This is a genomic window from Georgenia sp. Z1344 (assembly GCF_057652375.1).
This window is the reverse complement of the sequence record NZ_CM172728.1, coordinates 757,882-784,163: the sequence shown is the minus strand read 5'-3', so window position 1 is coordinate 784,163 and position 26,282 is coordinate 757,882. Positions and strand designations below refer to the sequence as shown.

General features: G+C 73.7%; 18 protein-coding genes. 7 read left to right on the top strand and 11 right to left on the bottom strand.

From position 1 onward, the window contains the following. Positions 1-219: 219 nt before the first annotated feature. The 8 genes from AC24FB_RS03460 to AC24FB_RS03425 form a co-directional block, all read right to left on the bottom strand. Positions 220-3,633 carry an FtsK/SpoIIIE domain-containing protein gene (locus AC24FB_RS03460; RefSeq protein WP_425714482.1) on the bottom strand — a complete coding sequence of 1,138 codons (3,414 nt, stop codon included), beginning with the start codon at positions 3,631-3,633 and terminating at the stop codon, positions 220-222. Positions 3,634-3,821: 188 nt separating this feature from the next. Beyond that, complete coding sequence (locus tag AC24FB_RS03455) at positions 3,822-6,479, bottom strand: FtsX-like permease family protein (protein WP_425714663.1); 2,658 nt, start codon at positions 6,477-6,479, stop codon at positions 3,822-3,824. Continuing rightward, positions 6,479-7,294: an ABC transporter ATP-binding protein gene (locus AC24FB_RS03450; protein ID WP_425714481.1), complete on the bottom strand. Its 816-nt coding sequence runs from the start codon at positions 7,292-7,294 to the stop codon at positions 6,479-6,481. The genes AC24FB_RS03455 and AC24FB_RS03450 overlap by 1 nt, the downstream gene beginning before the upstream one ends. Before the next feature lie 184 nt (positions 7,295-7,478). Next, the gene (locus tag AC24FB_RS03445) at positions 7,479-8,183 is read right to left on the bottom strand and encodes a response regulator (RefSeq protein ID WP_425714480.1); all 705 of its coding nucleotides are present in this window, start codon (positions 8,181-8,183) and stop codon (positions 7,479-7,481) included. Continuing rightward, positions 8,180-9,637 (bottom strand): sensor histidine kinase, encoded by a 1,458-nt coding sequence (locus AC24FB_RS03440; RefSeq protein WP_425714479.1) that lies wholly within the window; start codon positions 9,635-9,637, stop codon positions 8,180-8,182. Before AC24FB_RS03440 ends, AC24FB_RS03445 begins: the two co-directional genes overlap by 4 nt. Positions 9,638-9,773: 136 nt before the next feature. Then, positions 9,774-10,523, bottom strand: a complete 750-nt coding sequence (locus AC24FB_RS03435) for an SOS response-associated peptidase (protein WP_425714478.1) — start codon at positions 10,521-10,523, stop codon at positions 9,774-9,776. A gap of 34 nt (positions 10,524-10,557) precedes the next feature. Beyond that, on the bottom strand, positions 10,558-11,811 hold the full coding sequence (locus AC24FB_RS03430; protein WP_487560969.1) for an RNA polymerase sigma factor: 1,254 nt from the start codon (positions 11,809-11,811) through the stop codon (positions 10,558-10,560). Between the two features lie 2 nt (positions 11,812-11,813). Next, complete coding sequence (locus AC24FB_RS03425; RefSeq protein ID WP_425714476.1) at positions 11,814-12,251, bottom strand: YciI family protein; 438 nt, start codon at positions 12,249-12,251, stop codon at positions 11,814-11,816. 236 nt (positions 12,252-12,487) lie between these two features. Here AC24FB_RS03425 and ligA point away from each other — a divergent pair, with 236 nt between their 5' ends. After that, the gene (gene ligA / locus AC24FB_RS03420; RefSeq protein WP_425714475.1) at positions 12,488-15,076 is read left to right on the top strand and encodes an NAD-dependent DNA ligase LigA; all 2,589 of its coding nucleotides are present in this window, start codon (positions 12,488-12,490) and stop codon (positions 15,074-15,076) included. 65 nt (positions 15,077-15,141) lie between these two features. Here the strand turns inward: ligA and AC24FB_RS03415 are convergent, their stop codons facing one another. After that, on the bottom strand, positions 15,142-16,077 hold the full coding sequence (locus AC24FB_RS03415) for a type IV toxin-antitoxin system AbiEi family antitoxin (RefSeq protein WP_425714474.1): 936 nt from the start codon (positions 16,075-16,077) through the stop codon (positions 15,142-15,144). Positions 16,078-16,791: 714 nt separating this feature from the next. Between AC24FB_RS03415 and AC24FB_RS03410 the strand changes: the two genes are divergently transcribed. Then, positions 16,792-17,859 (top strand): IS110 family RNA-guided transposase, encoded by a 1,068-nt coding sequence (locus AC24FB_RS03410; protein ID WP_425715765.1) that lies wholly within the window; start codon positions 16,792-16,794, stop codon positions 17,857-17,859. 36 nt (positions 17,860-17,895) lie between these two features. Here the strand turns inward: AC24FB_RS03410 and AC24FB_RS03405 are convergent, their stop codons facing one another. Continuing rightward, positions 17,896-19,155, bottom strand: coding sequence for a phospholipase D-like domain-containing protein (locus AC24FB_RS03405; RefSeq protein WP_487561395.1), 1,260 nt, complete (start codon positions 19,153-19,155; stop codon positions 17,896-17,898). A 125-nt stretch (positions 19,156-19,280) separates the two neighbouring features. Between AC24FB_RS03405 and gatC the strand changes: the two genes are divergently transcribed. From gatC to AC24FB_RS03385, 4 genes are all read left to right on the top strand, one after another. After that, complete coding sequence (gatC, locus tag AC24FB_RS03400; RefSeq protein ID WP_425715922.1) at positions 19,281-19,580, top strand: Asp-tRNA(Asn)/Glu-tRNA(Gln) amidotransferase subunit GatC; 300 nt, start codon at positions 19,281-19,283, stop codon at positions 19,578-19,580. Then, the gene (gene gatA / locus AC24FB_RS03395; RefSeq protein WP_425715921.1) at positions 19,577-21,115 is read left to right on the top strand and encodes an Asp-tRNA(Asn)/Glu-tRNA(Gln) amidotransferase subunit GatA; all 1,539 of its coding nucleotides are present in this window, start codon (positions 19,577-19,579) and stop codon (positions 21,113-21,115) included. The genes gatC and gatA overlap by 4 nt, the downstream gene beginning before the upstream one ends. Next, the gene (gatB, locus tag AC24FB_RS03390) at positions 21,112-22,611 is read left to right on the top strand and encodes an Asp-tRNA(Asn)/Glu-tRNA(Gln) amidotransferase subunit GatB (protein ID WP_425715920.1); all 1,500 of its coding nucleotides are present in this window, start codon (positions 21,112-21,114) and stop codon (positions 22,609-22,611) included. The genes gatA and gatB overlap by 4 nt, the downstream gene beginning before the upstream one ends. 74 nt (positions 22,612-22,685) lie before the next feature. Continuing rightward, positions 22,686-24,149 (top strand): NAD-dependent malic enzyme, encoded by a 1,464-nt coding sequence (locus AC24FB_RS03385; protein ID WP_425715919.1) that lies wholly within the window; start codon positions 22,686-22,688, stop codon positions 24,147-24,149. Positions 24,150-24,349: 200 nt separating this feature from the next. Here the strand turns inward: AC24FB_RS03385 and AC24FB_RS03380 are convergent, their stop codons facing one another. Continuing rightward, entirely contained in the window at positions 24,350-24,898 is a 549-nt protein-coding gene (locus AC24FB_RS03380) for a DoxX family protein (protein ID WP_425715918.1), read from the bottom strand. A 147-nt stretch (positions 24,899-25,045) separates the two neighbouring features. Between AC24FB_RS03380 and AC24FB_RS03375 the strand changes: the two genes are divergently transcribed. Further along, positions 25,046-25,735, top strand: a complete 690-nt coding sequence (locus tag AC24FB_RS03375) for a DinB family protein (RefSeq protein ID WP_425715917.1) — start codon at positions 25,046-25,048, stop codon at positions 25,733-25,735. Positions 25,736-26,282 lie beyond the last annotated feature (547 nt).

Here is a 26,282-nt window from a genome sequence, read left to right as displayed (position 1 = left end):
TTGGTGCGCGTCGAGATTGCGGTTCGTGGTCGAGAGTGTGGCTCAGGGCGTCCTTCGTCGAGATTGCGGTTCGTGCATGTCGAGATTGCGGTTGGGTCCCCAACCGCACTCTCGATGAACCCGGTCGGGGTGTCCGTTTCGGTCGAGAGTGCGGCTCGGGGTCGAGAGTGTGGCTCGTGCACGTGGGGGCTCACCCGCACCCTCGACACAGGGGGCGGGTCATCGGCCGTCCGGGTCGAGGGCGCCGTGCACGAGCTGGACCGGCGTCGCGCGGCCGGAACGGACCAGTGCCGCCCGCCCCGGAACTGTTGCTGCGAGTGGATCGGCGCCGTCGCCGAGACCGCCGGGCACGAGCCGGGCCGACAGCGGCAGATCCGGGCGGAGCACCAGGAGCGCGCCAACCGGCCACGTCGACAGCGGCGGGCGGTGCGCGGAGAGCACGGCCAGGGTCGCGGCGGCCGCGACCACCCGCGCGCCGCGCGACGGGAGCGCGGCGACCTCATCGAGCTCGGGGCCGGTGAGTCGGTCGAGGTCGTCGACCACGACGACATCCCCGACGACGACATCCTCCGCGCCGACCGCCGCTGCACCGACGTCAACTGCGTCGACCGTGCCCGCGCCGACCGCCGCTGAGCCGACCGGGCCCGTGCCGCCGCCTGTACGTACCCGGACGACCCGATGACCGGCACGGGTCAGGCGCCCGGCAACGTTCCCCAGCGCGGTCGACCGCCCCGATCCCGCCGGCCCCACCACGAGGAGCGTCCCGCCGGGCGGGAACGGCACGGCCACCGGACCTGCGTCGTCGCCCCCGACGCCGACACACACCTCGGTACCGGCCCGTTCGGCCGCGGTGAGCGCCAGGTCGGTGGCCGTGCGGGGGAGCGGGCGGAGGAGAGGAACGCCTGTCCCTGTCGTCACGCCCCCGACGTCCCCCGCGGGTTCCCCGGGCAGCGCCGGTGCGGCGTCGACGACCTGGACCACCCGCTGACCGGCCGGCCGCACGAGCACCGCCCGACCGGGCACCGCCGCCCCGACCGTCATCGCGCGGTCGACCCCGGCGAGCGTGGCCTCCGTGACGTCGCGCGGGCTGAGCACGAGCCGGGCCCGCCCGACCTCCGCCCACCGGGCCGAGGCGCTCGCCGGCGCCCCGGCGAGCGCAAGATGGTGACCCCGTGCGAGCACCGACCGCAGGGCGACGGGCAGGGCGGCGAGCGACTGGCCGGGCCCGAGCGCGGTGTCGAGACGGTCGAGGAGAAGCTCGACGTCGTCGACGAGCAGCACCTGACCGGGAGTCGAGTCCGCCGACCCGAGCAGCTCGAGCAGCCGGAGCACCAGGCGCGGGTCTCCGGTCGGGGCGATCGTCGCCGTGGCACTACCGGACCCGACCGCGGCCGGCCCGCCCACCACGTGCACGCGCCGACCGGCCGCCCCCGCCGCGGCGCCCAGCGCGCGCAGCGCGGTCGTCCGCCCGGTGCCCGGTCCGCCGAGCACGAGCAGCGCCGACCCGTCCCACTCCCACGGCTCGAGCGTGAGGCGATCCGGCTCGTCGACGAGCGCCGCGGTGGTCGACGAGATCGGCGCCCCGGTCGCGGGGTTGATCCCGCCCGGCCCGATCCGCTCCGGAAGCGCAGGTGCCCAGGGCACGGCGGGTGGCGCCGCGCCGTCGGCGGCCGCCCGGATCGCCGCCACGGCATCGGACGGGAGCCCCGATCCCGCCGGCCCCAGCCAGGACACCTGGACCTCCTCGGGCACCCCGGTGCGTAGCACGGCCCGACCCGGCACGGCGGGGAGCTCGGCGGCCCGCGCGGTCCCGACGACGTCGCGCGAGTCCGCGGCCTCGAGTACCCGCAGGCAGAGCCGCACCGTGATGTTCGCCCGCACGTCCGGCCCGACGATCCCCGACGGGCGCTGCGTGGCGAGCACGAGGTGCAGCCCGAGAGAGCGCCCCTGGGCGGCGAGCCGGACGAGGTCGGCGAGCAGGGCCGGATGATCGTCGGCGAGTGCCCGGAACTCGTCGACGACGACGAGCAGCCGCGGCATCGCGCCCCCGCGCGCGTGCAGGTCGGCGACGTCCTTCGCCCCGGCCTCGGCGAGGACGACCTCCCGGCGGCGCAGCTCGGCGCCGAGCGAGGCGAGTGCCCGGAGCGTGGCGGCGGGCTCGAGGTCGGTGAGGACCGCGGCCACGTGCGGCAGCGGGGCGAGCGGTGTGAACGCGGACCCGCCCTTGTAGTCGACGAGGATCATCGCGAGGTCCGCCGGTGACCGGGTGGCCGCGAGCGCCACGAGCCAGGCGGTGAGCGCCTCGGACTTGCCCGCGCCCGTCGCCCCGGCCACGAGGGCGTGCGGCCCGTCGGCGACGAGGTCGATCGCCACGGGCCCGTGCGCCCCCAGGCCGACGGACGCCCGCAGGCCCGACGACACCGACCAGCGGCGGCGCACCGCGGCCGGTGTGACCGGTCCGAGCAGGTCGGTGAGGAGGACGCTCGTGGGCAGCGCGTCCCCGGCCGCCCCGGACGTCTCGAGCGCCCGGGCGTGCCGCCGCGACCAGGCCGGCGAGACGCCCGCGTGCTCGTCCGCGCCGATGGTCGCGGTGCGCCACGCGGGTGGCCGGCCGTCCGCGACCACGAGGACGAGGTGGCGGCGGTCGCGGGGCGGGTCGGGAGCCCGGTCACCGGGTCCGGCCACCACCACCGACACGTGCCACGGCGCCCCCCGCGGACCCGCACGGGACCCGGCCCCGGCGTCACCGACCGGCCGGCGTGACGACGGCACCACCCACCCGGCGGGCACGTCCGCCGTCGCGGTCGGCTCGTGGGTGAGCACCTGGGCGAGCAGCCAGCGTGCGAGGCGGGCGGCGCCCGGCCCCGTGAGACCGACGGCGTCCCCCGGGTTCACGCGCAGCTCACCCCGACGACGACGCACCCGCGCGGCGCCCGACGCGATCCGCAGGACGAGGACGTCCCCGGGCCCGTCCGTGGGCCGCACCCCGGCGCCCGCGAGGAGCAGGACCTCGGCGGCGCCCGGCCGGGGCGGTACGCGGGCGCCCGGCTCGCGCTCCGACAGCAGCCAGATCCCCACCGCGACCAGCGGGACGGCGAGGATCGCGAACCGCCACGGCCCGGCCGAGGAGCCCATGAGCAGGGGCACCATGACGAGCGGCGCCAGCAGCATCGGCGCGAGCCGGGCGAGCGCGCGCAGGCCCCGGCGGCCACCGGGCGGGAGGACGACCGGCCGCGGCGCGACGAGCCGCCCCGCGCCAACGGTCACGCGCACCGCGCCGGCGCCCGCGAGGAGCACCGATCCGAGGGGGACCGACTCCCAGCGCGCGCCGACCGCGCGCCCACCTCGCCGCTCACCGATCCGTCGACCCGCCCGCCGGGTGCCGTGCCGGGACCCCGGGTCGCGCGCCTCGACCCGGCCGGACCGTGCCCGCAGCTCGAGGTGGTCCCGCGAGAGCCGGGCGTCCCCGAGATCGACCCGGTCCGGACCGCGACCGACCCGGACGGGGGAGGGTCCGACGGCGACGATCCGCCCGACCCCCGGCCCGGAGTCGACCACCGCGAGGCGGTCGGCCGCGAGCACGGCGGACAGGTCCTCCGGGTCCGTCGCGGAGGCAGGGGGCGGCTCGGGCATGCCACCGACGATCCCGCGCGCCGCCGACCGCTCGCCGCGCCCCTGTGGACAGCCGCGCGCGAGGCCGCAGGTCACAGGCGCGGGTGTCCGTGGACCTCCGCGGCCCCACGCGCCCTCCGACGAACCTCCGTGGCCCCGCGCACCGGCCTCACACACCGCCGGCCCGTCCGCCCGTCCGGCCCGACGTCCTACTCCGCCCCGAGCGCCGCCACCGGCGAGACCCCCAGCGCGCTGCGCGCCGGCAGCACGGACGCGACCACGCCCGCGACCAGGGCGACGACGAGCGTGAGCCCGAGCCCGGCCCACGGGACGGCGAGCGTGGCGAGCTCGGTGGCGGCGAGCAGGCACGTGATGCCGACCCATCCGGCCGCGAGCCCGAACGCCGCGCCGACCCCCGTCCCGACCACGGTCAGCAGCACCCCCTCGGTGGCGAGCGCCCCCCGGACCTGACGCCTGGTCATCCCCACGGCCCGCAGCGTCGCGATCTCCCGTCGCCGCTCGACGACCGACAGCGAGAGCGTGTTCGCGACGCCGACGAGCGCGATGACGACCGACACGGCCAGCAGGCCCACGACGACGACGAGCACCCGGTCGATCGCCTCGTCGTACACGAGCCGCTCCTCGCCGGACCCCTCGACCGCGACCGACGCCCCGGCCGTCGCCGTGGCCCGTCCGGCCTCGCGGACGTCGGTGACCACGTCCTCGACGTCCGCCGCGTCGTCGATGCGCGCCCACACCGCAGAGGGAACCGCGTCGGGGAGGAGGGAGCGAACGGCGTGCTCCGTCAGCAGCGGCGAGTCCCCGTGCTGCGTGACGACGACCGTCATCTCCCGCTGCGTGGACTCGTCGAGCTCCCACGTCTGCGGGTCCGGCAGGCCGACGAGCACCGTGTCGCCGCCCTCGACGCCGAGCTCGCGCGCCCGGGACGCCGGCAGCACCACGGACTCGTCCGTCAGCCCCTCGGGCAGCCCGTCCCGCAGGACGTCCTCCGCCTCCGGCGGCACGCCGTAGACGATCGAGCCGATGCCGACCGCTCCCGCGTCGCCGGCGGCAGTGCCCGGGCCGACCTCGATCACGAGGTCGGCGGACGTCACCTGCATCGTCGCGGCCAGCCCGGGAACGGACTCGACCGCCGCGAGCACGTCCTCCTCGAGCGCGACCGGCCCGTCGGAACCGTAGGCGGGGTTGTGGACGGCCACGTCGACGGGGAACCGGGAGGACAGCTCCTGCTCCAACGACGCCCGGACGGACTCGGTCCCCGTCGTCACCCCGGTGACCAGGCCGATCCCGATGACCAGCGCCATCGTCGTCGCGGACGTCCGGCGCGGGTTGCGGGTCGCGTTCGCGGTGGCGAGGCGCACGGTGGCGCGCGCCGGCCCGGGGGAGAGCACGGCCAGGACCGCGCCGAGCACCCGCGCGACGAGCGGGACCACGAACACGAGCCCGACGAGCAGGCCGAGGCCGAGCAGCGCGACGCCGAGCACGAGCAGGCCGATCATCAGCAGGATCGTCGAGTCGGCCGGGGTCCCCTCGCCGAGCTGCGCAGCGACGACGAGCGCCCCGGTCATCGCGGCCACGCCCGCGGCGGCGAGGGCGATCCCCCAGGCCCGACGCGCCGGCGAGCCGCGCAGGAGCGTCGGCGCCTGCGCGGGCCGCATCGCCTCGACGGGCGCGACGGCGCTCGCCCGCCTTGCCGGGGGCAGCGCTGCGAGGACGGTGACGACCGTGCCGACGACGACTGGGAGCGCGATCGTCGTCGGGCTCGGCCCGACCGTCCCGGCGAGTGGGATGCCGAGGTCTCGCCCGGAGTCGCTCCACAGCCGCAGCGCGAGCGCCATGACGCCGAACCCGAGGGCGGCGCCGACGACGCTCGCGACCACGCCGAGCCCGGCCGCCTCGGCGAGCACGGAGGCCCACACCTGCCGCCGCGTCGCCCCGACCGCCCGCAGCATCGCCAGGGTCCGGGCCCGCTGGGCCACGAGCACCTGGAAGGTGTTGGCGATGACGAGACCCGCGACGACGAGGGCGAGGCCGGCGAACAGGAGCGTTGCCATGCCGATGACGTCCCGGAACCCGAAGACCTCCTGCAGGCGGGCGTCGACGTACTCGTCGGCCGTGACCGTCACGGCGTGGTCGCCGCCGGCCCCCGTGCTCCGGGCGACGTCCAGCACCCGGGACGCGACGGCGTCCTCGTCCGCCCCGGGCTGTGTCGACAGGCCGACCGCCCACGCCCCCGTGCCGTCGCTCGCGTGCGCGAGCTCGAACGCGGTCGTCTCGGGCACGTAGATCGTCGTCGTCGGTATGCCGAGGACCGGGCTGAGGTCCTCGGCGATCCCGACGACCTCGACCTCGGTCCCGTCGACCTCGACCGGGTTGCCGTCCGAGTCGACGGTCTGCGCGCCGACCTCGAGCGGGTCCCCGATACCGGCGGCGGCCCAGAGGCTCGCCTCCTCGCTGAGCACGACCTCGTCCTCGGCGGTCGGCCACGTCCCGGCCACGAGGTCGACGGGCGGCTCGGCCCCGGGCTCCGGTGCGGCGGCGAGCGGGAGCCAGGTGGCGGAGTCGCCCGCGCCCACGCCGACCCAGGTCGTGAACGTCGGCGTGGCCTGCGCGACCCCGTCGACCTCCCGCAGGGCCGAGAGGTCCTCGAGGTCCACCTCGACCCCGTTGAGGACGATGTCGGCCTGACCGAGAGCCGCCCGCAGGACCCCGCGGGCGCCGTCGTCGACCGCGCGGCCGGTGAGCAGTGCGAGCGTGAGGAACGCCGACGCGAGCACGATCGCGAGCCCGGCGGCGGCGAGGCGGCCGACCGAGTGCCGTGCCTGCCCCGCGGCGAGCCGCAGCATCACGCCACCTCGTTCTCGGGTCGCAGGGCATCGAGGCCGGCGAGGACGGAGGACGGTGTCGGGTGGTCGATGTCGCCGCGCACGAGGCCGTCGGCGATGAGGACCACGCGGTCGGCGTGCGCGGCGGCGCCGGGGTCGTGGGTGACCATGACGACCGTGCGCCCGAGCTCGCGCACCGAGGTCCGCAGGAGCGCGAGCACCTCGGACCCGGTGCGCAGGTCGAGGTTGCCGGTGGGCTCGTCGGCGAGGACGACGTCGGGCCGGGTGACGAGCGCGCGGGCGATCGCGACGCGCTGCTGCTGCCCGCCGGACAGCTCGGCAGGCCGGTGCGTGAGGCGGTCGCCGAGCCCGAGGACGTCGACCAGCTGGACCAGCCACTCCTCGTTCGCGTCGCGTCCGGCGAGCTCGAGGGGCAGGAGGATGTTCTGCCGCGCCGTGTACATCGGCAGCAGGTTGAACGACTGGAACACGAAGCCCATCCGCTCGCGGCGCAGGAGCGTGAGCGCCGTGTCCCCGAGGGAGGTCAGCGCGGTGTCGCCCAGGTGGACCGTCCCCGACGTCACCGAGTCGAGACCTGCGAGCAGGTGGAGCAGGGTCGACTTTCCCGACCCGGACGGCCCCATGATCGCGGTGAACGACCCCGGCGCGATGTCGAGGTCGACGCCGGCGAGCGCGGTGACGGAGGCGTCCCCGCGACCGTGCACCTTGCGCAGGCCGCGGGCGCGGAGCACCGGGGCGTCGCCGGGGGAGTCGGTGCGCGGGTCGGCACCCGTGTCGTCGGCACCCGTGCGGTCGGGCGTGGTCTCGGCGGTCATGGCGGTCCTTGTCGCTCCGGCGCCGGGCCTGGTCCCGGCGCTGCCCCGACGGTACGAAGGCGGGAGGTGCGTCGTCGTCGGCCCCTCGTCCGGTCCGGGCGTCATCCCGGGGTCGTACGCGCGGGCGGCCGGGTCACCCGGCCCACCTACCGCAGTCCGGCCCGCCTACCTCGCCCCGGCCCACCTACCGACCCGGCGTGACGAGCCCGGTCTCGTAGGCGAGCACCACCGCCTGCACGCGGTCGCGCACGTCGAGCTTGGTGAGGATCCGCCCGACGTGCGTCTTGACGGTCGCCTCGGCGACGAACAGCTCCGCCGCGATCTCCGTGTTCGACCGGCCGCGGGCGATGAGGACGAGCACCTCGCGCTCGCGGTCGGTCAGGGCGTCGAGGACGGCCGGCGGAGTGCGGTCCTCGGCGGGCAGCAGGTCGGCGACGGTCGCGATGAGGCGGCGCGTCGAGCTCGGGGCGATGACCGCGTCGCCCGCGTGCACGGTGCGGATCGCGGCGAGCATGTCCTCCGGCGGGGCGTCCTTGAGGAGGAAGCCGGACGCGCCGGCGCGGATCGCCTGGAGGACGTACTCGTCGAGGTCGAACGTCGTGAGGATGACGACCTTCGGCACCCGTCCTCCGCCGGCCGCGCGCTCGGCGAGGCCCCGCGTGGCCGCGAGCCCGTCGAGGTTCGGCATCCGCACGTCCATGAGGACGACGTCGGCCTCGACGCCGGCGAGCATCCGCAGGGCCTGCGCGCCGTCGCCCGCCTCGCCGACCACCGTCATGTCCGGCTGGGAGCCGATGACGAGCGCGAAGCCCGCGCGAACGAGCTGCTGGTCGTCGACGAGCACGACCCGGATCGGGTCGGCCGCCTCGGGCGGGGGGACAGCGGTCACGCGGGGGTCCTCTCGGTCGGTCCGGCGGGTCCGTGCCCGACGGCGGAGCTCGCCCCGGGCGGTGCACCCGCCTCGGCGAGGGGTCGGGTCGGGGTCGTGGTGTGCTCGGTTCCGGCCGGGCGGCCGGTCTCGGGACCTGCCTCGGAACTCGTCGCGTCGACGGCGGCGCTCGCCGACGCCGCCGCGCCGGGGCGGACCGGCAGCTCGAGGCGGACCCGGAAGCCGCCCCCGGGTCGCGGCCCGGCACGCAGGGTGCCACCGAGCACGGAGGCGCGTTCGCGCATGCCGACCAGGCCCTGCCCCTGGCCGTCGCCGCGGGCGGCGGCGCCCCGCCCGTCGTCGTCGATCTGGAGGGTGAGGCCGTCGTCGGTCCACTGCACGAGCATCGTCACCGCGACTGCCGGGCCCGCGTGCTTGAGCACGTTCGTCAGGGCCTCCTGCGCGATCCGGAAGACCATGAGGCCGGCGCCGGCGGGGAGCGGCCGGGAGGCACCGAGCCGGATGACGGAGACGGCCAGGCCCGAGTCGCGGACCTGGTCGACGAGGCGGTCGAGGTCCTCGTCGACGGGCTGGGGGACGAGCGCGGCGCCGGAGTCGTCGGCGCGCAGGACCCCGAGGATGCTGCGGATGTCGCCGAGGGCCGCGCGGCCGACCTCGCCGATCGTCGTCAGGGCCCGCTCGGCGGCCACGGGGTCGCTCGTGGAGGCGTAGCGGCCGCCGTCGGCCTGGGCGATGACGACGGACAGGGTGTGGGCCACGACGTCGTGCAGCTCGCGCGCGATGCGGGTGCGCTCGTCGGACACGGCGAGCCGGGCGTCGCGGTCCCGCTGCCCCTCGGCGAGCCGCTCGATCTCCTCCGCCCGGGCGCGCTCCTGGATGCCGGTGCGGCGCAGGAGCCCCAGGCCCCAGGCGCCGGCGGCGAGCCCGGCGGCCGCGAGTGTGACGACGAGGAGGGTGGGGCCGCTCCACAGCCGGGGCACGCCGAACGCGACCGCGAGGACCACCGCACCTGCGACGGCCCCGGCCATCGCGAGGCGGTGGCCGAGCACGGTGCCGTGGACGGTGACGGAGTACAGGGAGAGCAGGACGAGGACGTCGACGGGGTGGAAGGGCACGCCGACCACGACGTGGGCGAGCGCGCCGAGGTAGACGACCACCGCCGACGCCTCCGGGGCGACCCGCCGCCATGCCACGGCCGCGCACATCATCAGGGTGTCGAGCCACATGAGGACGAGGCGCGCCTCGTCGCTCAGGGTTCCGAACCCGTACCCGGGGCGGCTCGCGAACCCGAGGACCAGCGAGGCGAACCCGACCCCGAGCGCCGCGAGCACGGCGATGAAAACGTCCCTGTGCCCGGGCCACGGCACCCGGACCATGAGCGCGTCGCGGCCGGGGGCGCGCAGGTCCGGGTCCGCCGACCCGGCCGGCGGCGCAGCCGCGTCGTCCCCACTCATGCGGACGACCCTAGGCATGCGGACGGGCGGGTGCGTCCGTCCGCCGTCGGAGGGGGCCGTCCGTCCCCGGGACTACGCGCCGCCCGGCTGAGGACGGGACCGCGTCACGCCGCCGTCGGGTCACGAAGCAGCCGGCTCAGGACGCGACCGGCTCGACCAACTCGGCAGAGTTGTTGCGCGGCGTGTTGACGTCCCGGGAGACCTCGTGCCATGTGAGGTCCGGGGTGCCCGTGCCGAGCACCGCGAGCGCCTCGGCCGGGTCGGTCACCGTCGGGTCGAGCCAGACGTCGATGTCCGCCGGCTCGAGGATGACGGGCACGCGGTCATGGAGCTCGCGCATCTCGCCCTCGGCGGCGGCGGTGAGGATCGTCGTGGTGCACAACCAGTCGGCGTCGGGCTCATCCTTCGGCCGCCACCACGAGAACAGGCCGGCGAAGGCGATCGGTGCGCCGTCGGACCGGGTGATGAAGTAGGGGGTCTTCGGGCCCTTCCCGGACTCGGGCGCCTGCCACTCGTAGTAGCCGTCGGCGAGGACGAGGCAGCGGTTCTTCTTCAGAGGGGCCTTGAAGGAGGCCTTCTCCGCGACCGTCTCGCTGCGCGCGTTGATCATCTTGTTGCCCACCGACGGGTCCTTCGCCCAGTGCGGGACGAGCCCCCAGCGCGCGACCTCCATGCTGCGCCGCGGGCCCTCCGCCTCGCCGGACCCCTCGTGCCCCGCGATGCGTCCCTCGGCATCGACGAGCCGCTCGACGACGATGAGCACGTCCTGCGTCGGCGCCACGTTCCACGACGGCCGCAGGCTTGCCACCTCCTCGGCCACCTGGGTCACGTCGAAGACGTCGGCCAGGTCCTGGGCCTGCTTGAAGCTCGCGTAGCGCCCGCACATGCGACCAGCGTGCCACGGGGGTCCGACGACGGGGTCACGTCGTCGGCGGGCCGCCCTCGTCGCCCCGGCCGGCGTCGTCGGTGCCGGCGTTCTCCGAGGTGCCCGTGTCCTCCCTGGTACCCGCGACCCGCCCGGTCCCTGCCGCCCGGGCGCGCGCGGCCTCCCGGCGCAGGTGGTCGCGCTCCGGGACGCTGCTCGCGCGCTCGGCCGCCTCGTCGTAGAGCCGGGCGGCCGCCGCGGGCTCGCCCGCCCGGCGTCGGAGGTACGCCTCGGCGGCGGTGCGGCGGGGGAGGTCCGCGTCGATCGCGGCCAGCGCCGCGAGCCCGGCTTGCGGACCGTCGGCCTCGCCCACGGCGATCGCGCGGCCGAGCCGGGCCACGGGGTTGTCGGTGAGGGCCACCAGCTCGTCGTACCACTCGACGATCTGGACCCAGTCGGTCTCCTCGGCGCTCGCGGCGTCGGCGTGCAGCGCGGCGATCGCGGCCTGGGCCTGGTACTCGCCGAGGCGGTCCCGCGCGAGGGCAGACTGCAGGAGCGCGACGCCCTCGGCGATCGCCGCCCCGTCCCAGCGGGACCGGTCCTGCTCGGTGAGGGGGACGAGCCGACCGTCGGGTCCGGTGCGGGTGTCCCGCCGCGCGTGGTGGAGCAGCATGAGCGCGAGCAGCCCGCGCACCTCGGGCTCGTCGCTGACCGCGGCCAGCTGACGCGCGAGCCGGATCGCCTCGGCCGCCAGGTCGACGTCGCCCGCATACCCCTGGTTGAACACGAGGTAGAGGGTGCGCAGGACGGTCGTCACCGACCCGGCCTCGTCGAGCCGCACCTCGGCGACCGTGCGCTTGGCGCGGCTGATGCGCTGCGCCATCGTCGACTCGGGCACGAGGTAGGCCTCGGCGATCTGCCGGGTGGTCAGGTCGCCGAGCGCCCGCAGCGTGAGTGCGACGGCGGAGGACGGCGTGAGCGAGGGGTGCGCGCACAGGAAGTACAGCCACAGCGAGTCGTCGACCCCGGACGCGGGACCGGGGAGCGGCTCGGCGTCGACGACCTCCTCGCGCCGGGACCGCGACACCTCCGACCGCGTGGCGTCGAGGAACGCGCGCCACCCCACCGTGACGAGCCAGGCGCGCGGGTCCCGCGGCGGGTCGTCCGGCCACGTGCGCCACGCCGTGAGGAGCGCCTCCTGCACGGCGTCCTCGGCGGAGGCGAAGTCGGCGCCGCGCCGGACGAGAGCCCGCAGCACGTCGGGGGTGAGCCGTCGCAGCAGGTCCTCGTCCGGCACGTCGTCACCCACGGTCAGCGGGCCTCGCGGGTGATGATCTCCGCCGCCTCGGCGGACGTGACGGCCGGCGCGACGAACGGGCGCAGCTCGAGCCACTCGCCGAGCGGCTCACCGCCCTTCCCGGGCGCCGCCGAGAGCTCGCCGGCCAGCTCGAGGGCCCGCTCGTGGGTCTCGACGTCGACGATCACCCAGCCCGCCACGAGGTCCTTCGTCTCGGCGAACGGGCCGTCGGTGCGCGGCGGGCGCCCCTCGCCGTCGAACCGGACCCACGAGCCCTCGGGGGACAGCGCCTGGCTGTCGACGAGCTCGCCGCTCGCGCGCAGACGCTCGACGTAGGCGTCGCAGTAGGCGAAGTGCGCGTCCATCTCGGCCTCCGTCCACTCGCTGATCGGGGCGGCGTTCGCCGGGGTCGGGGCGCCGCGGTAGTGCTTGAGCATGAGGTACTTGGCCATCTCGGTACTCCTTCTCATCGGTGCGGCCCGGGTCGGCCGCGTCACCCGGGGGACGGAGCCGCCGGCCGGTTCTCGACATCGTCGTGCGGGTGCGTGTCGGCCGGTCGCCGGGCGGGGCGCGGGCGGACCGGGGGTTCGTCGTCGTCGGGCGTGGTCCTGGGTGGTCCTCGTGGAGACCGTGGCACTGCCGGCCGGCCCCGTCCACCCGTGTGGGCGGCCTGCGCAAGGATGTCCCCATGAGCGAGACGGGGACGACGACGCCGGACGCGGACGCGCAGGGCACCGAGCCCGCGAGCGCCGAGGAGCGGCAGCGCTGGACCGAGCTGGTCGAGCAGGTCGAGGCCGCGCGGTGGGCGTACTACATGCGCGACGCGCCGACCCTTGCGGACGCGGAGTACGACGCCGCCTACCGCGAGCTCGAGTCCCTCGAGGCCGCCCGTCCGGACCTGCGCACGCCGGACTCGCCGACCCAGTCGGTCGGCGGCACATACTCCACCGACTTCGCCGCCGTCACCCACGCCGAGCGCCTGTACTCCCTCGAGGACGTCTTCTCGCTCGAGGAGCTCGCCGAGTGGTTCGCCCGCATCGGCGCCGAGGTGAGCGACGCGACCGGCGCGGAGGCCGACGAGGCGCCCGACGTCCCCGTCACCTGCGAGGTCAAGGTCGACGGGCTCGCCGTCAACCTCACCTACGAGGCCGGCCGGCTCGTGCGCGCCGCCACCCGCGGGGACGGCGTGACCGGCGAGGACGTCACCCTCAACGTGCGCACGCTCGAGACCGTGCCGCAGGTGCTGACCGGCGGGCCGCACCCGGCGAGCATGGAGGTCCGCGGCGAGGTGTTCTTCCCCGTCGCCGCGTTCGCCGAGCTCAACGCCGCCCTCGTCGAGTCCGGCAAGGCGCCGTTCGCCAACCCGCGCAACTCGGCGGCCGGGTCGCTGCGGCAGAAGGACCCGCGGGTGACGGCGTCGCGGCCGCTCGACTTCCTCGCCCACGGGGTTGGGGCGGTCGTGCCGGGGGACGACTTCGAGAACCCGACGACGCAGCACGGCTTCTACGAGCTCCTCGCCTCCTGGGGGCTGCCGGTCTCGGAGGCGACGCAGCTGCTCTCCGGCCGCTCGGCGGTCGAGCGGTACATCGCCGAGCGCGGCGCGGCCCGGCACGAGGGCGCCCACGAGATCGACGGCGTGGTGGTCAAGGTGGACGACCGCGCGCTTCAGCGCCGCCTCGGCCACACCTCGCGGGTCCCGCGCTGGGCGGTGGCCTACAAGTTCCCGCCCGAGGAGGTGACGACGAAGCTGCTCGACATCCGCGTCAACGTGGGCCGCACCGGTCGAGTGACCCCCTACGCGGTGATGGAGCCCGTGCTCGTGGCGGGCTCGACGGTGGCGATGGCGACCCTGCACAACGCCTCCGAGGTGGCGCGCAAGGGTGTGCTCATCGGGGACACCGTGGTGCTGCGCAAGGCCGGCGACGTCATCCCCGAGGTGGTGGCGCCGGTGGTCGACCTGCGGGACGGGAGCGAGGTCGAGTTCGTCATGCCGGCGCAGTGCCCGAGCTGCGGGACGCGCCTCGCGCCGGCGAAGGAGGCCGACGTCGACCTGCGCTGCCCCAACTCCCGCTCGTGCCCGGCGCAGCTGACCGAGCGGGTCGAGCACGTCGGCTCGCGGGGTGCGTTCGACATCGAGGCGCTCGGGTACGAGACGGCGCTCGCGCTGACCAACCCCGACGCCACGCGGGAGCCGGACGCACCGGGCGGGCCCACGGGCGGGCGGGAGCCGGCGCTCGCCGCCGTCGCCGCGGGGTTCGCGCTCGTGACCGAGGCCGGTGAGGTGACGTCCGCCGAGGACGTGCCGCCGCCGCAGGAGCCCGTGCTCGCCAACGAGGCGGGCCTGTTCGACCTCACCGCCGACGACCTGCGCGACGTGTTCGCCTACCGGCCCGAGCTCGCACGCGACGAGGAGTCCGGGAGCTCCGCGTTCGTGCCGACGGGGAACTGGGTGCTGCGCCGCGTGTTCTGGACGCAGCGGCAGGTCAAGCGCTTCAAGACCAAGGACGACGAGGTGGTCGAGCCGCGCCCGTCCGGCACCACCGAGAAGCTGATCGCCGGACTCGCCGAGGCGAAGGACAAGGACCTCTGGCGGGTGATCGTCGCCCTGTCGATCCGGCACGTCGGCCCGACGGCGGCGCGTGCCCTGGCCACCGAGATGGGCTCGCTCGAGGCGATCTTCTCCGCCCCGCTGGAGCGGCTCGCCGAGGTCGACGGCGTGGGGCCGACGATCGCGCAGTCCGTGCTCGCCTGGTACCACGGCGGCGTCGTTGCGCGTGCGGACGACGACTCCTCTGACGTCGAGAGTGCGGCTCAGGGTGTGGATGGCGACGCTGCTGTGGTCGAGAGTGCGGATGAGGGCGCGGCTGACGCCCCCTCCGTGGTCGAGAGTGCGGGTGAGGGGGACGATGTCGGCAGCGACGACGTCGACAGCGTGGACGCCGCCTGGCACCGCGAGATCGTCGAGCGGTGGCGGGCCGCCGGCGTGCGGACCGAGCAGCAGGTCGACGAGTCGGCGCCCCGCACTCTCGAGGGTGTGACGGTGGTGGTCACCGGGTCGCTCGAGGGGTTCACGCGGGACTCGGCGAAGGAGGCGATCCTCGCGCGCGGCGGCAAGGCGTCAGGCTCGGTCTCGAAGAAGACGCACGTGGTGGTGGCCGGGGAGAACGCGGGCTCGAAGGAGACGAAGGCGCGCGAGCTCGGCGTCCCGGTGCTCGACGAGGCCGGCTTCGTCACGCTTCTCGAGGGCGGCCTCGACGCAGCCCTCCCACCCGCCTGACCCTTCCCTGGTCGAGAGTGCGGGTCAGCAAATGCACGCTCACCTTCATTGGTCGAGAGTGCGGTTCAGTGGACCGGGCGTCGGCCCGGCGAGCGTTGGCGGCGAGCTCGCCGGCGCGCGGTCGGCATCAGTTCGAGGACGGGTTCGCGCGCGACGAACTCCTCTGTGCCGACCGCGCTCGCCAGCGTGGTCACGACCTCGATCGGATGTCCGACCTGTATCGCACGGAAACGCACGATCTCGTGACCGGCCGCCAGGAGATCCTGTTCGCGAGCCTCCTGGCGCGCGAGTACGTCCGCGACCTCGTCGTCGTCGCCCGAGTACTTGATCTCCCCATCGAACTCGATGAGCAGCCAGCGCGGACTGCCGTCCGGCAGTGTGCCGATCCTGAGCGCGAGGTCCACGAAGTACACCTTCTCGCCGCACCAGATCTCGAGCTGTGGCACGACGTCGCGGCGGCCCCAGGTGAGGATGATCCAACGGACGACGGACTCGAAGGCGGACTCGGACCAGGGGCTCGACCACTCGATCACGGCGCGGGCGCGGAGCTTTCCACGAGTGCCCCGGGGTAGTCGGTCGATCTCGGCCAGCAGGGCACGGCGCTCCTGCCGGGCCTCGGCCTCGACCCGCACACGGTCGCATCGATCGGCGCTGCTGACGATCGCGAGATGATGATCGACGACGACAAGTGCCTCCTGCGCGGCAGTGAAGCGAGCGGCATCGAGTACGGTCCGCCGAGGTGTCGTCACCGGGAGACCATGAACGGTCGTGAGCTCGTCGGTCGAGTGCGCGAATCGATGACGTTCGACGTCGACCGCGCTTTCAGTAGCCCGTCCCTGGCTGATGAGGACGTGTACCCGGTCGGGGATGCTGAGCGTTCGGAGACCGTGCAGGATGGCGGCCGAGCTCAGCGTGAACGCGTGCGGCGTCGACAGCTTGTGGTGCACAGCGACGATCCTGGCCCGGTGCTCGAGACGAGCCCGTTCCGCGCGCTCGGTCATCTCTGGTACTGCCGCGACCGCACCGCGGCGCAACCTCACCGGCGCCGGACGCGGGAGCGGTGCGGTTGCCGGGTCGTCCGCGGGCGTGCTTGGCGCGAGGGTGGGAGTGCCCGAGCGCGGTGACGGGGAGAGCTGGACCGTCCCGTCGTTCGTCCGTGCCCAGACATGTGGGAGCGGCGGGGGCTGCCATCCAGGAAGTTCCATGCGAAGACTCTCCCGACAGTGAGGGCCCCTCAGGGTGTCGGGGACCCTGGCCTGTGGGTAAGTCGGTCAGCACCGTGCCTGTGGTGCGCGCGTGCGTGCCCGACACGCCACCTCACCCGCACTCTCGACACGTGGAAGCGCGGCTCAACCGCACTCTCGACACATGGGGACGTCGCTAAGCCGCAATCTCGACGACGACCAACCGCTGTGAGTGTGGGGGTGGCTGGTCTGGGACTGGCTGGCAGGGTGGTGGTTGGTCGTTCCGCTCGTGGGTGTGACTCGGCGAACCGCAGACCCCTTGTTGGGGGTGTCTGGAGATTGATCTGTCCGCCCATGGGTGGGGTGGCCGGCACCGTCCTGGCCCATCTCGGAGACCTGATCAGAAGGTTGTCCGCCACTGGTGTGGCGTGACTCGTCACAGTGTTGTCCCGAGGTGACTCCTACCCAGAACGGCACCGGCCACCAGCGGCCGGACCATTCACTCATTGGTAGGAAGGACATCAGGCCGCTATGGCTATCGTCGCGCACTCCCATCCGTTCGTCATCGGGGTCGATACCCACGCTCAGACCCATTCGTTGGCGGTGCTGGCCGCCCGCGGCGAGCTGATCGATTCTGCCCAGTTCCCGACCACGCCTGCGGGTATGGCCCGCGCGATCGCCTGGGCCGCTCGCCGTACCGGGGCCGATATGGCCGCGTTGTGGGTCATCGAGGGCGCCGCGTCCTACGGCGCGACCCTGGCCGGCGTTGTCCAGGACGCCGGCTATCAGGTCGTGGAGGCCGCGCGGATGAACCCGCGCGGGAACCGGGGCGTGGGTAAGTCCGATGCCCTGGATGCCTACCGCATCGCGGCCGCGGTCCTCCCGCTTCAGGTCAGCCGGCTGCGGCACCTCCGCGCCGCTAGTGGGGTCCGGGCCGCGCTGCGGGTCCTGCTCACCGCCCGCGAGCAGATGAACAGTGAGCGTACCGCGGCCACGAACGCGTTGACCGCGCTGCTGCGCGTCAGCGACCTGGGTATCGATGCGCGCCGGGCCCCGGGCAAGAAGGTGATCGCCATGATCAGCCGGTGGCGCGAGCGCGATGAGGACATCGCCACCGCGACCGCCCGCAGCGAGGCCGTCCGCCTGGCCGCCCAGATCCTGGCGTTGGACGTCGAGCTCGCCACGAACAAGAAGCGCATCACCGTTCTGGTCAAGTCCAGCCTGGCCGCGCCGCTGCTCGAGATGCATGGTGTCGGGCCGATCACCGCGGCCGTGTCACTGACCGTGTTCTCCCACCCGGGCCGGTTGCGTTCCGAGGCCGCGTTCGCGGCCCTGGCCGGGGTCAGCCCGATCCCGGCCTCCTCGGGCAACACCGTGCGACACCGCCTCAACCGCGGGGGCGACCGGCAACTCAACCGCGTCCTGCATACCGCGGTCGTGACCCGGATGAGTCACGACCCCGAGACCCGCGCCTACGTCGAACGCCGCGCCGGCGAGCACCGCACCAAGGCCGAGATCCGCCGCTGCCTCAAGCGCTACCTCGCCCGCCGCATCTACCGCACCCTCAACAGCACCCCCGAACCCACCATGGCCGCTTGACGAAACATAGAAGGATCAATCTCGACGAAGGAGGGGTCAGAGCAGGGGGCCCAGGGGGCGGACGATGCGCTCCAACGGGCGACGCCACCAGTCGCGTGCCCGCCACTCCTCGAGGGTGAGCGGCATCGAGTTCGTCAGGTCGGTCGCGAACACGCGCTCCATGTGCTCGGCGAGCCCGTCGTCGTGGATCTCGAGGTTGACCTCGAAGTTGCCCTGGAGCGACATCCGGTCGATGTTCGCGGTCCCGATCGTCGTCCACCGGCCGTCGACGGACATCGTCTTCGCGTGCACCATCGCGTCCTTGAACAGCCACAGCTCGACCCCGGCCTCGAGGAGGTCGTCGTAGTAGGGGCGCGAGACCCAGTCGGCGAGGACGTGGTTGGTGCGGTGCGGGATGATGACGCGGACCCGCACCCCCCGACGCGCGGCGGCGGTCAGCGCCCGCAGGATCTCCCGGTCGGGGATGAAGTAGGCCATCGTGATGTCGACGGACTCCACGGCGCGGTCGAGCGCGTCGAGGTACATGCCGCGCACGGGGAACAGCATCCGGTGCGGGGTGTTCGACCGGCCCTCGATCTGGGCGAGCCACTCGCGGGCGCCGGGGTCGGGGAGCTCGGGCTGCTTCTTCGTGCGGTGGTCGTTCCAGAAGTCGACGAACGCGTTGGTCAGCTCCCACACCGCCGGCCCTCGCACACGCAGGTGGGTGTCGCGCCAGGTCGTCGCGTACAGGTCGCCGATGTTGTACCCACCGATGTACCCCGTGGACTCGTCGACGACGAGGAGCTTGCGGTGGTCCCGCCCGGTCTGGCGGAGGTTCCCGATGAGCAGGCCGGGGCGAATGAGTGGGAACCGCCGCACGTGCAGGTGGGGGAGGTCGGCGAACCGGTAGAAGTGCAGGCCCTGGTTGAGGTTCCCCCACGAGTCGAAGACGACGTAGACGTCCACGCCGCGCCGCGCCGCCGCCTCGAGCGCCTCCTTGAACCGCTTCCCCGTATCGTCGCGCTTCCAGATGAACGTCTCGAAGAAGATCGACTCGGTGGCGCCCTCGATCTCGGCAAGCATGTCGTCGTAGAGGTCCTGGCCGTAGGTGAAGACCTTCATCTGCGAGCCGTGGACGTCGAGGTCGACGGGCTCGGTGGCCGGGAACTCTCCCGAGAGCGGCTCGCGCAGCTTGCGCAGGTGGTCGACGGCCATGATGCCGCCCGCCGCGGTCAGCTGGACGGCGGCGGTCGCGGCGGCGATGCGGACGGCGGTCCCGGTGAGGGCGGCGAGGGCGGTGCGCGGCATGGTCGCCAGCGTAGGCGGGCCGCCGGACGACCGGGCCGACCGCCCGGACGACCGGGCCTCCCGGGCACCGGGCCGCCGCCCGCCCACCCGGACGACCGGGCCGCCCGCCCTCCCGGAACACCTAGACTCCGGGCATGCCCTCTTTCGACTCAGCCGAGGTCGCGCGCGTCGCGGCGCTCGCCCGTATCGAGCTGACCCCGGACGAGATCGAGCGTCTCGCCGGCGAGCTCGAGGTCATCACCCAGGCCGTGGAGAGCGTCTCCGAGATCGCCACGCCGGACGTGCCGCCGACCTCGCACCCGCTGCCGCTCGTCAACGTGTTCCGCGAGGACGAGCCCACCCAGGGTCTCGACCTCGGCGAGGTCCTCGCCGCCGCGCCCGCCTCCGAGGACGACCAGTTCCTCGTGCCGCAGATCCTGGGGGAGGAAGCATGAGCGACCTGACCCGCATGTCCGCCGCCGAGCAGGCGGCCGCCCTCGCCGCCGGCGAGGTGAGCTCCGTCGAGCTGACCGAGGCCCACCTCGGGCGCACCGCCGCCGTCGACGCCTCCGTCCACGCCTACCTCGACGTCTCCGCCGAGAAGGCGCTGGCCTCCGCGCGCGACGCCGACGCTCGCCGCGCCGCCGGCGACGACCTCGCCCCGCTGACCGGCGTGCCGATCGCGGTCAAGGACAACATCGTCACCCACGGCCAGGTCACGACTGCCGGCTCGAAGATGCTCGAGGGCTGGGTCCCGCCCTACGACGCCACCGTCGTCACGCGCCTGCGCGCGGCCGGCCTCCCGATCCTCGGCAAGACGAACCTCGACGAGTTCGCGATGGGCTCGTCCACCGAGCACTCGGCGTTCGGACCCACCCGTAACCCGTGGGACCTCACCCGCATCCCCGGCGGCTCGGGCGGTGGTTCGGCCGCGGCGGTGTCCTCGTTCCAGGCGCCGATCGCGCTCGGCTCCGACACGGGCGGCTCGATCCGCCAGCCCGCGGCGGTGACCGGCAGCGTCGGCGTCAAGCCCACGTACGGCGGCGTCTCGCGGTACGGCGCGGTCGCGCTGGCCTCCTCGCTCGACCAGATCGGCCCGGTGGCACGCACGGTTCTCGACGCCGCGCTCCTGCACGAGACCGTCGGCGGCCACGACCCGCTGGACGCCACCTCGCTCACGGACCCGGTGGCGGGTCTCGTCGAGGCCGCCCGCACGGGTGAGCTCGAGGGCCTGCGCGTCGGCGTCGTGCGTGAGCTCGGCGGCGAGGGCTACCAGTCCGGGGTCAAGGCGTCCTTCGACGCGGCGCTCGCGGTCCTCGAGGCGGGCGGGGCCGAGATCCACGAGGTCTCGGCGCCGTCGTTCGAGCACGCGCTCGCGGCCTACTACCTCATCCTGCCCGCGGAGGCGTCCTCGAACCTCGCCCGGTTCGACGGCATGCGCTTCGGCCTGCGCGTCGAGCCCGCCGAGGGCCCGGCCACGGCCGAGCGCGTGATGGCGGCGACCCGTGGCGCCGGGTTCGGCGACGAGGTCAAGCGCCGGATCATCCTCGGCACCCACGCCCTGTCCGCAGGCTTCCACGACGCCTACTACCGGGCCGCGCAGCAGGTCCGCACCGTGGTCCAGCGCGACTTCGCGGCCGCGTTCGAGCAGGTCGACGTCCTCGTCTCCCCGACGGCGCCGACCACCGCCTTCCCCATCGGCGAGAAGATCGACGACCCCCTGGCGATGTATCTCAACGACATCGCGACGATCCCGGCCAACCTCGCCGGCGTGCCCGCGATGTCGCTCCCGTCGGGACTGTCCGACGACGACGGACTGCCGGTGGGCCTCCAGATCATCGCCCCGGCCCGGCAGGACGCCCTCCTGTACCGCGCCGGCGGCGCCCTCGAGCGGGCACTGACGAGCGGGTGGGGCGGGTCGCTGCTCGACCGCGCCCCGGAGCTGACCGGGACGACCGGCGAGACCGAGCCGACGGAGGCGCAGCGATGACCGACACCCTCATGGACTACGACGAGGCGATCCGCCGCTTCGACCCGGTCATCGGGCTCGAGGTCCACGTCGAGCTGGGCACCCGGACCAAGATGTTCGACGGCGCGCTCAACGAGTTCGGCGGCGCGCCCAACACGCACGTCACGCCCGTCTCGCTCGGCCTGCCCGGTGCACTGCCGGCGGTCAACGGGACGGCCGTGCGGTACGCCGTGACGATCGGCCTCGCGCTCGGCTGCGAGATCGCGGAGTCGTGCCGCTTCGCCCGGAAGAACTACTTCTACCCGGACCTCGCGAAGAACTTCCAGACCTCCCAGTCGGACGAGCCGATCGCGTACGACGGCGAGCTCGCCGTCGAGCTCGAGGACGGCACCGAGGTCGTCGTCCCCATCGAGCGGGCGCACATGGAGGAGGACGCGGGCAAGAACACCCACGTCGGAGGGTCGACCGGACGCATCCAGGGCGCGGAGTACTCGCTCGTGGACTACAACCGCGCCGGCGTGCCGCTCGTCGAGATCGTCTCGCGGCCGGTCGTCGGCACCGGCGCACGGGCTCCCGAGGTCGCGCGGGCCTACGTCCAGTCGCTCCGGGACATCTTCCGGGCCCTCGGCGTCTCCGAGGCGCGGATGGAGCGCGGCAACGTCCGCGCCGACGTCAACGTCTCCCTGCGCGAGTCCCCGGACGCGCCGCTGGGCACGCGCACCGAGACGAAGAACGTCAACTCCTTCCGGTCGATCGAGCGGGCCGTGCGCCACGAGATCCAGCGCCAGGCGGCGGTCCTCGCCGCGGGCGGCACCGTCACCCAGGAGACGCGGCACTGGCACGAGGACACCGGCACCACCTCGCCGGGCCGCGTGAAGTCCGACGCCGAGGACTACCGCTACTTCCCCGAGCCCGACCTCGTGCCCGTCGCGCCGTCGCGCGAGTGGGTCGAGGAGCTCCGGGCGGCCCTCCCGGAGCTGCCGGCCGTTCGTCGTCGTCGGCTCATCGGGGAGTGGGGCTTCTCGGAGCCGGAGATGCGCGACGCGGTCAACGCCGGCGCGCTCGACCTCATCGAGTCCACCGTCACCGCCGGCGCCACGCCCGCGGCCGCCCGCAAGTGGTGGATGGGCGAGCTCGCCCGCGTCGCGAACTCGCGCGGCGTCGAGCTCGACTCCGTGGGCGTGACGCCGGAGCAGGTCGCCGAGCTCCAGGGGCTCGTCGACTCCGGTCGGGTCAACGACAAGCTCGCCCGCCAGGCGCTCGAGGGCGTGCTGGCCGGAGAGGGCTCGCCGACCGAGGTCGTCGAGGCCCGCGGTCTCGCGGTCGTCTCCGACGACGGCCCGCTGCTCGCCGTCATCGACGAGACGTTGGCCGCGCAGCCGGACATCGCCGAGAAGATCCGCTCCGGCAACCTCGGGCCGATCGGCGCCGTCATCGGCGCGGTCATGAAGGCCACCCGCGGCCAGGCGGACGCCGCGCGGGTCAAGGAGCTCGTCCTCGAGCGCGTCCAGGCCTGATCGACACCGGATCTGTCGTCCCTGCGGCAGACTGACCCACGTAGCACCCGCATTCTCTGACCACGGAGGTCCCTATGGCAGTGCCCAGTCCGTCCTACACCACGACCCTGCGAGTGCTGGTCGGCACCTCGCCGCAGGCGACCGCGGAGGTCGTGAGTGCCGTGGCCTCGGCGGGGGGCACCGTGATGGGCGTCGACGTCGTCCACTCGAGCGCCGACGGCATCACGGTCGACATCACCGCGGACACGATCGACGGCGAGCACCTCGAGCGGGTCCGCGCCGCGATCGAGTCCGTCGACGGCGCGAGCGTGTCCAAGGTGTCGGACTCGACGTTCCTGCTGCACATCGGCGGCAAGATCGAGGTGACCTCGAAGGTCCCGCTGCGCACGCGTCGTGACCTCTCGCGCGCCTACACCCCGGGCGTCGCCCGCGTCTGCAAGGCGATCGCCGCCAACAAGGAGGACGCGCGCCGCCTGACGATCAAGCGCAACACGGTCGCTGTCGTCACCGACGGGACGGCGGTCCTCGGGCTCGGCGACATCGGCCCCGAGGCCTCGCTGCCCGTGATGGAGGGCAAGGCGGCGCTGTTCAAGGAGTTCGCCAACGTCGACGCGTGGCCCGTCGCGCTCGACACGAAGGACACCGAGGAGATCATCTCGATCGTCAAGGCGATCGCACCGGCCTACGGCGGCATCAACCTCGAGGACATCTCGGCGCCCCGCTGCTTCGAGATCGAGGCCCGCCTGCGCGACGAGCTCGACATCCCGGTCTTCCACGACGACCAGCACGGCACCGCCGTCGTGGTCCTCGCCGCGCTCATCAACGCGCTGCGCGTGGTGGACAAGAAGCTCGAGGACGTGAAGATCGCGATCTCCGGCGTCGGCGCCGCGGGCCACGCGATCATCCAGCTGCTGGCCGCGCAGGGGGCGAGCCACATCGTGGCCTACGGCCGCGAGGGGTCCCTCCACGCCGGCAAGCAGGAGGCGAGCGCGCAGCGGCAGTGGATCGCCGAGAACACGAACCCGGACGGGTTCGACGGCTCGCTCAAGGACGGGCTCGCGGGCACCGACGTCTTCATCGGCGTCTCGTCGGCGGGGATCCTCGACGGCGACGACATCGCCACGATGGCCGACGGCGCGATCGTCTTTGCGCTCGCGAACCCGGACCCGGAGGTGGACCCGGAGGAGGCCGCCCGTACCGCGGCCGTCGTCGCGACCGGTCGCAGCGACTACCCGAACCAGATCAACAACGTGCTGGCCTTCCCGGGCCTGTTCCGCGGCCTCCTCGACGCGGGAGCGAGCCACATCGACGGCGAGATGCTGCGTGTCGCGGCCGTGGCGATCGCCGACGTCGTGGGGGCTCAGGAGCTCAACGCGTCGTTCATCATCCCGGGCGTCTTCGACCCGCGGGTGGCCGAGGCCGTGTCCAGCCAGGTGCAGGCCTACGCGACGGCGCAGCTCGAGGCGGGCGCCACCGGGAAGCCGGTGTCGTCGGTCGGTTCCGAGGGCGCTCGCGAGCCGTGGGCCGAGGTCATCTGACCCCGCCCGACGCCGAAGCGGCGCCTCGCGTCCTGAGGTGACCTGAGCGGTTGGTCGGCTCACGGGCCGGACCGGCCCGCCGGACGAGATCACCGTGCGAGACGCGGTGACCTCTCCCGAAGGACGACGACGAAGGGCCCGCCTCCCCAGGGGGAGGCGGGCCCTTCGTGCGTGCGGAGCGGGTCCGGCGGGGGAGGCGGTCAGCGCAGCCAGCTGTTACCGACGATGCCGCCCCACCACTTGCCGATGCCGATCGTGTCGCCCGCCAGGGTGAGCGCGGGGATGACCACGAGGAAGCCCTCGAGGACGTGGCTGTCGAGGATGGGGTTCGACGAGGCGTCGACCGCGAACGGCGGCTGCGCGAGGTACATGAACAGCAGGAGGAGCGCGCCGGAGACGGCGGCGATCTTCAGGCCAGCGCCGCTGACGAGGGCGACGCCGAGGCCGAGGAGGCCGGCCATGAACAGGATGTCGCCGAACGGGTTGGCGAACAGCTCGAAGAAGCCGCCGAGGGGGCCGTTGACGGCCACGCCGTTGATGTAGCCCTGGGCGGGGGTGCCGCCGTTGATCCAGGCGTTCTCGGACTGCGTGGCGAACCCCAGGCCGAACGTCTTGTCGAGGAATGCCCAGAGGAAGTACAGGCCGATCCCGATGCGGGACAGCCCGAGGAAGATGCGGGCGGACGAGCTCTTGATGATGTCGTCCTGGTAGACGGTGGCGGTCCGCGTGCCGGCGGTGGTGGTGGCCATGTCGAGCTCCTTGTCTCGGAGCAGCGGGTGGACCGCTGCGGGGTGGGTACATGCATATGGTTCCCCGCCGGGAAGCGTCCGTCCTGGGCAGTAAGTCCCAATTTTCCGTAGGCACTTCGTCCTGGTGGCCACGCGTACGGTGCGGGCATGACGAACGGTGCCCGTGCCCGCGCGGTCTGGGGAGGCGTGGACCCGGACGTCGCGCCGCTCGACGAGGACGGGCGACCCGAGCCGCCGACCGGGCTCGGTGAGTCAGGGACGCTCCTTGGCTTCCTCGACTACCTGCGCGGAACGATCGACTGGAAGACCCGGGGGCTGTCGCCGGAGCAGCTGGGGGCGACACACGCTCCGTCGACCATGACGCTCGGCGGGATGCTGCTCCACCTGGCCTTCGTCGAGGACTTCTGGCTGACGCACGGCATGCGGGGAGAGCCCGTCCCGACGTCCGCCACCGACGAGGAGTGGGACGCCGATCCCGATCGGGACTGGCACGCGGCGAAGGGGCGCGCCCGTGCCGACCTGCGGGCCGAGTGGCTCGCGGCCGTCGACCGGTCCCGCCGGTCGGTCGATGCCGTTCTCGCGGGGGAGCGGGTGCCGACGCGGGACGAGGTCTCGACGGGGGACGGACCGTCGACGACAGGGCCGGCTTCCGAGGCCGGACCCACGTCGGCCGAGAGCTCGGACCCGATGGCGACACCGATGCGCCACAACGTGTACGGAGACGAACCGGCGCCGACTCTCCGCTGGGTGCTCACCCATCTCATCGAGGAGTACGCGCGGCACGCGGGGCACGCCGACCTCCTGCGCGAGGCGATCGATGGCGACACCGGGGAGTAGCTCGGGGAGCAGCCACGCGGCGAGTCTCTGCGGGCGGGACCGAGACGGGAGGATCTCTACCGGTCAGCGCCGAGGTCGAGGCAGCAATCGTTGCAACCCCGGGAGAAATCGGCCCTGTGACGGAGCGCACGGCGCACCGGCTTGCCCATCGGGATCGGCCCGGCCTAATCTCTACGAGGCCCGCACGGGAGAGACGGACACCAGCTGGTGGCCGGTCCCGAAGGCCCACCGACAACTACCGGCCAATGGTCAGTGCGCGTCGGTGCCATCCTGAAGATCGACCAAGACCAGCTCGTAACGAGCAGGTTGACAGCCGAGAAACAGATGGTTAAGATAGTCAAGTTGCCCTGATGTGGCTGGCTTGGAACTAGAGGTTCTGGGTTGGTGTGTTGTGGGTGGGTTGTTTGAGAACTCAACAGTGCGTGATTGTTTTTGATGCCATGTATGTGGGGGCGTCATCGTGTCTGGTCTGCCGATCGGTGGGCCGGGTGGGTGGTGTTCTCATGTTGTTGTTTGTTTTTTTGGCTCTGCTGGCTCCTTTTCCTTG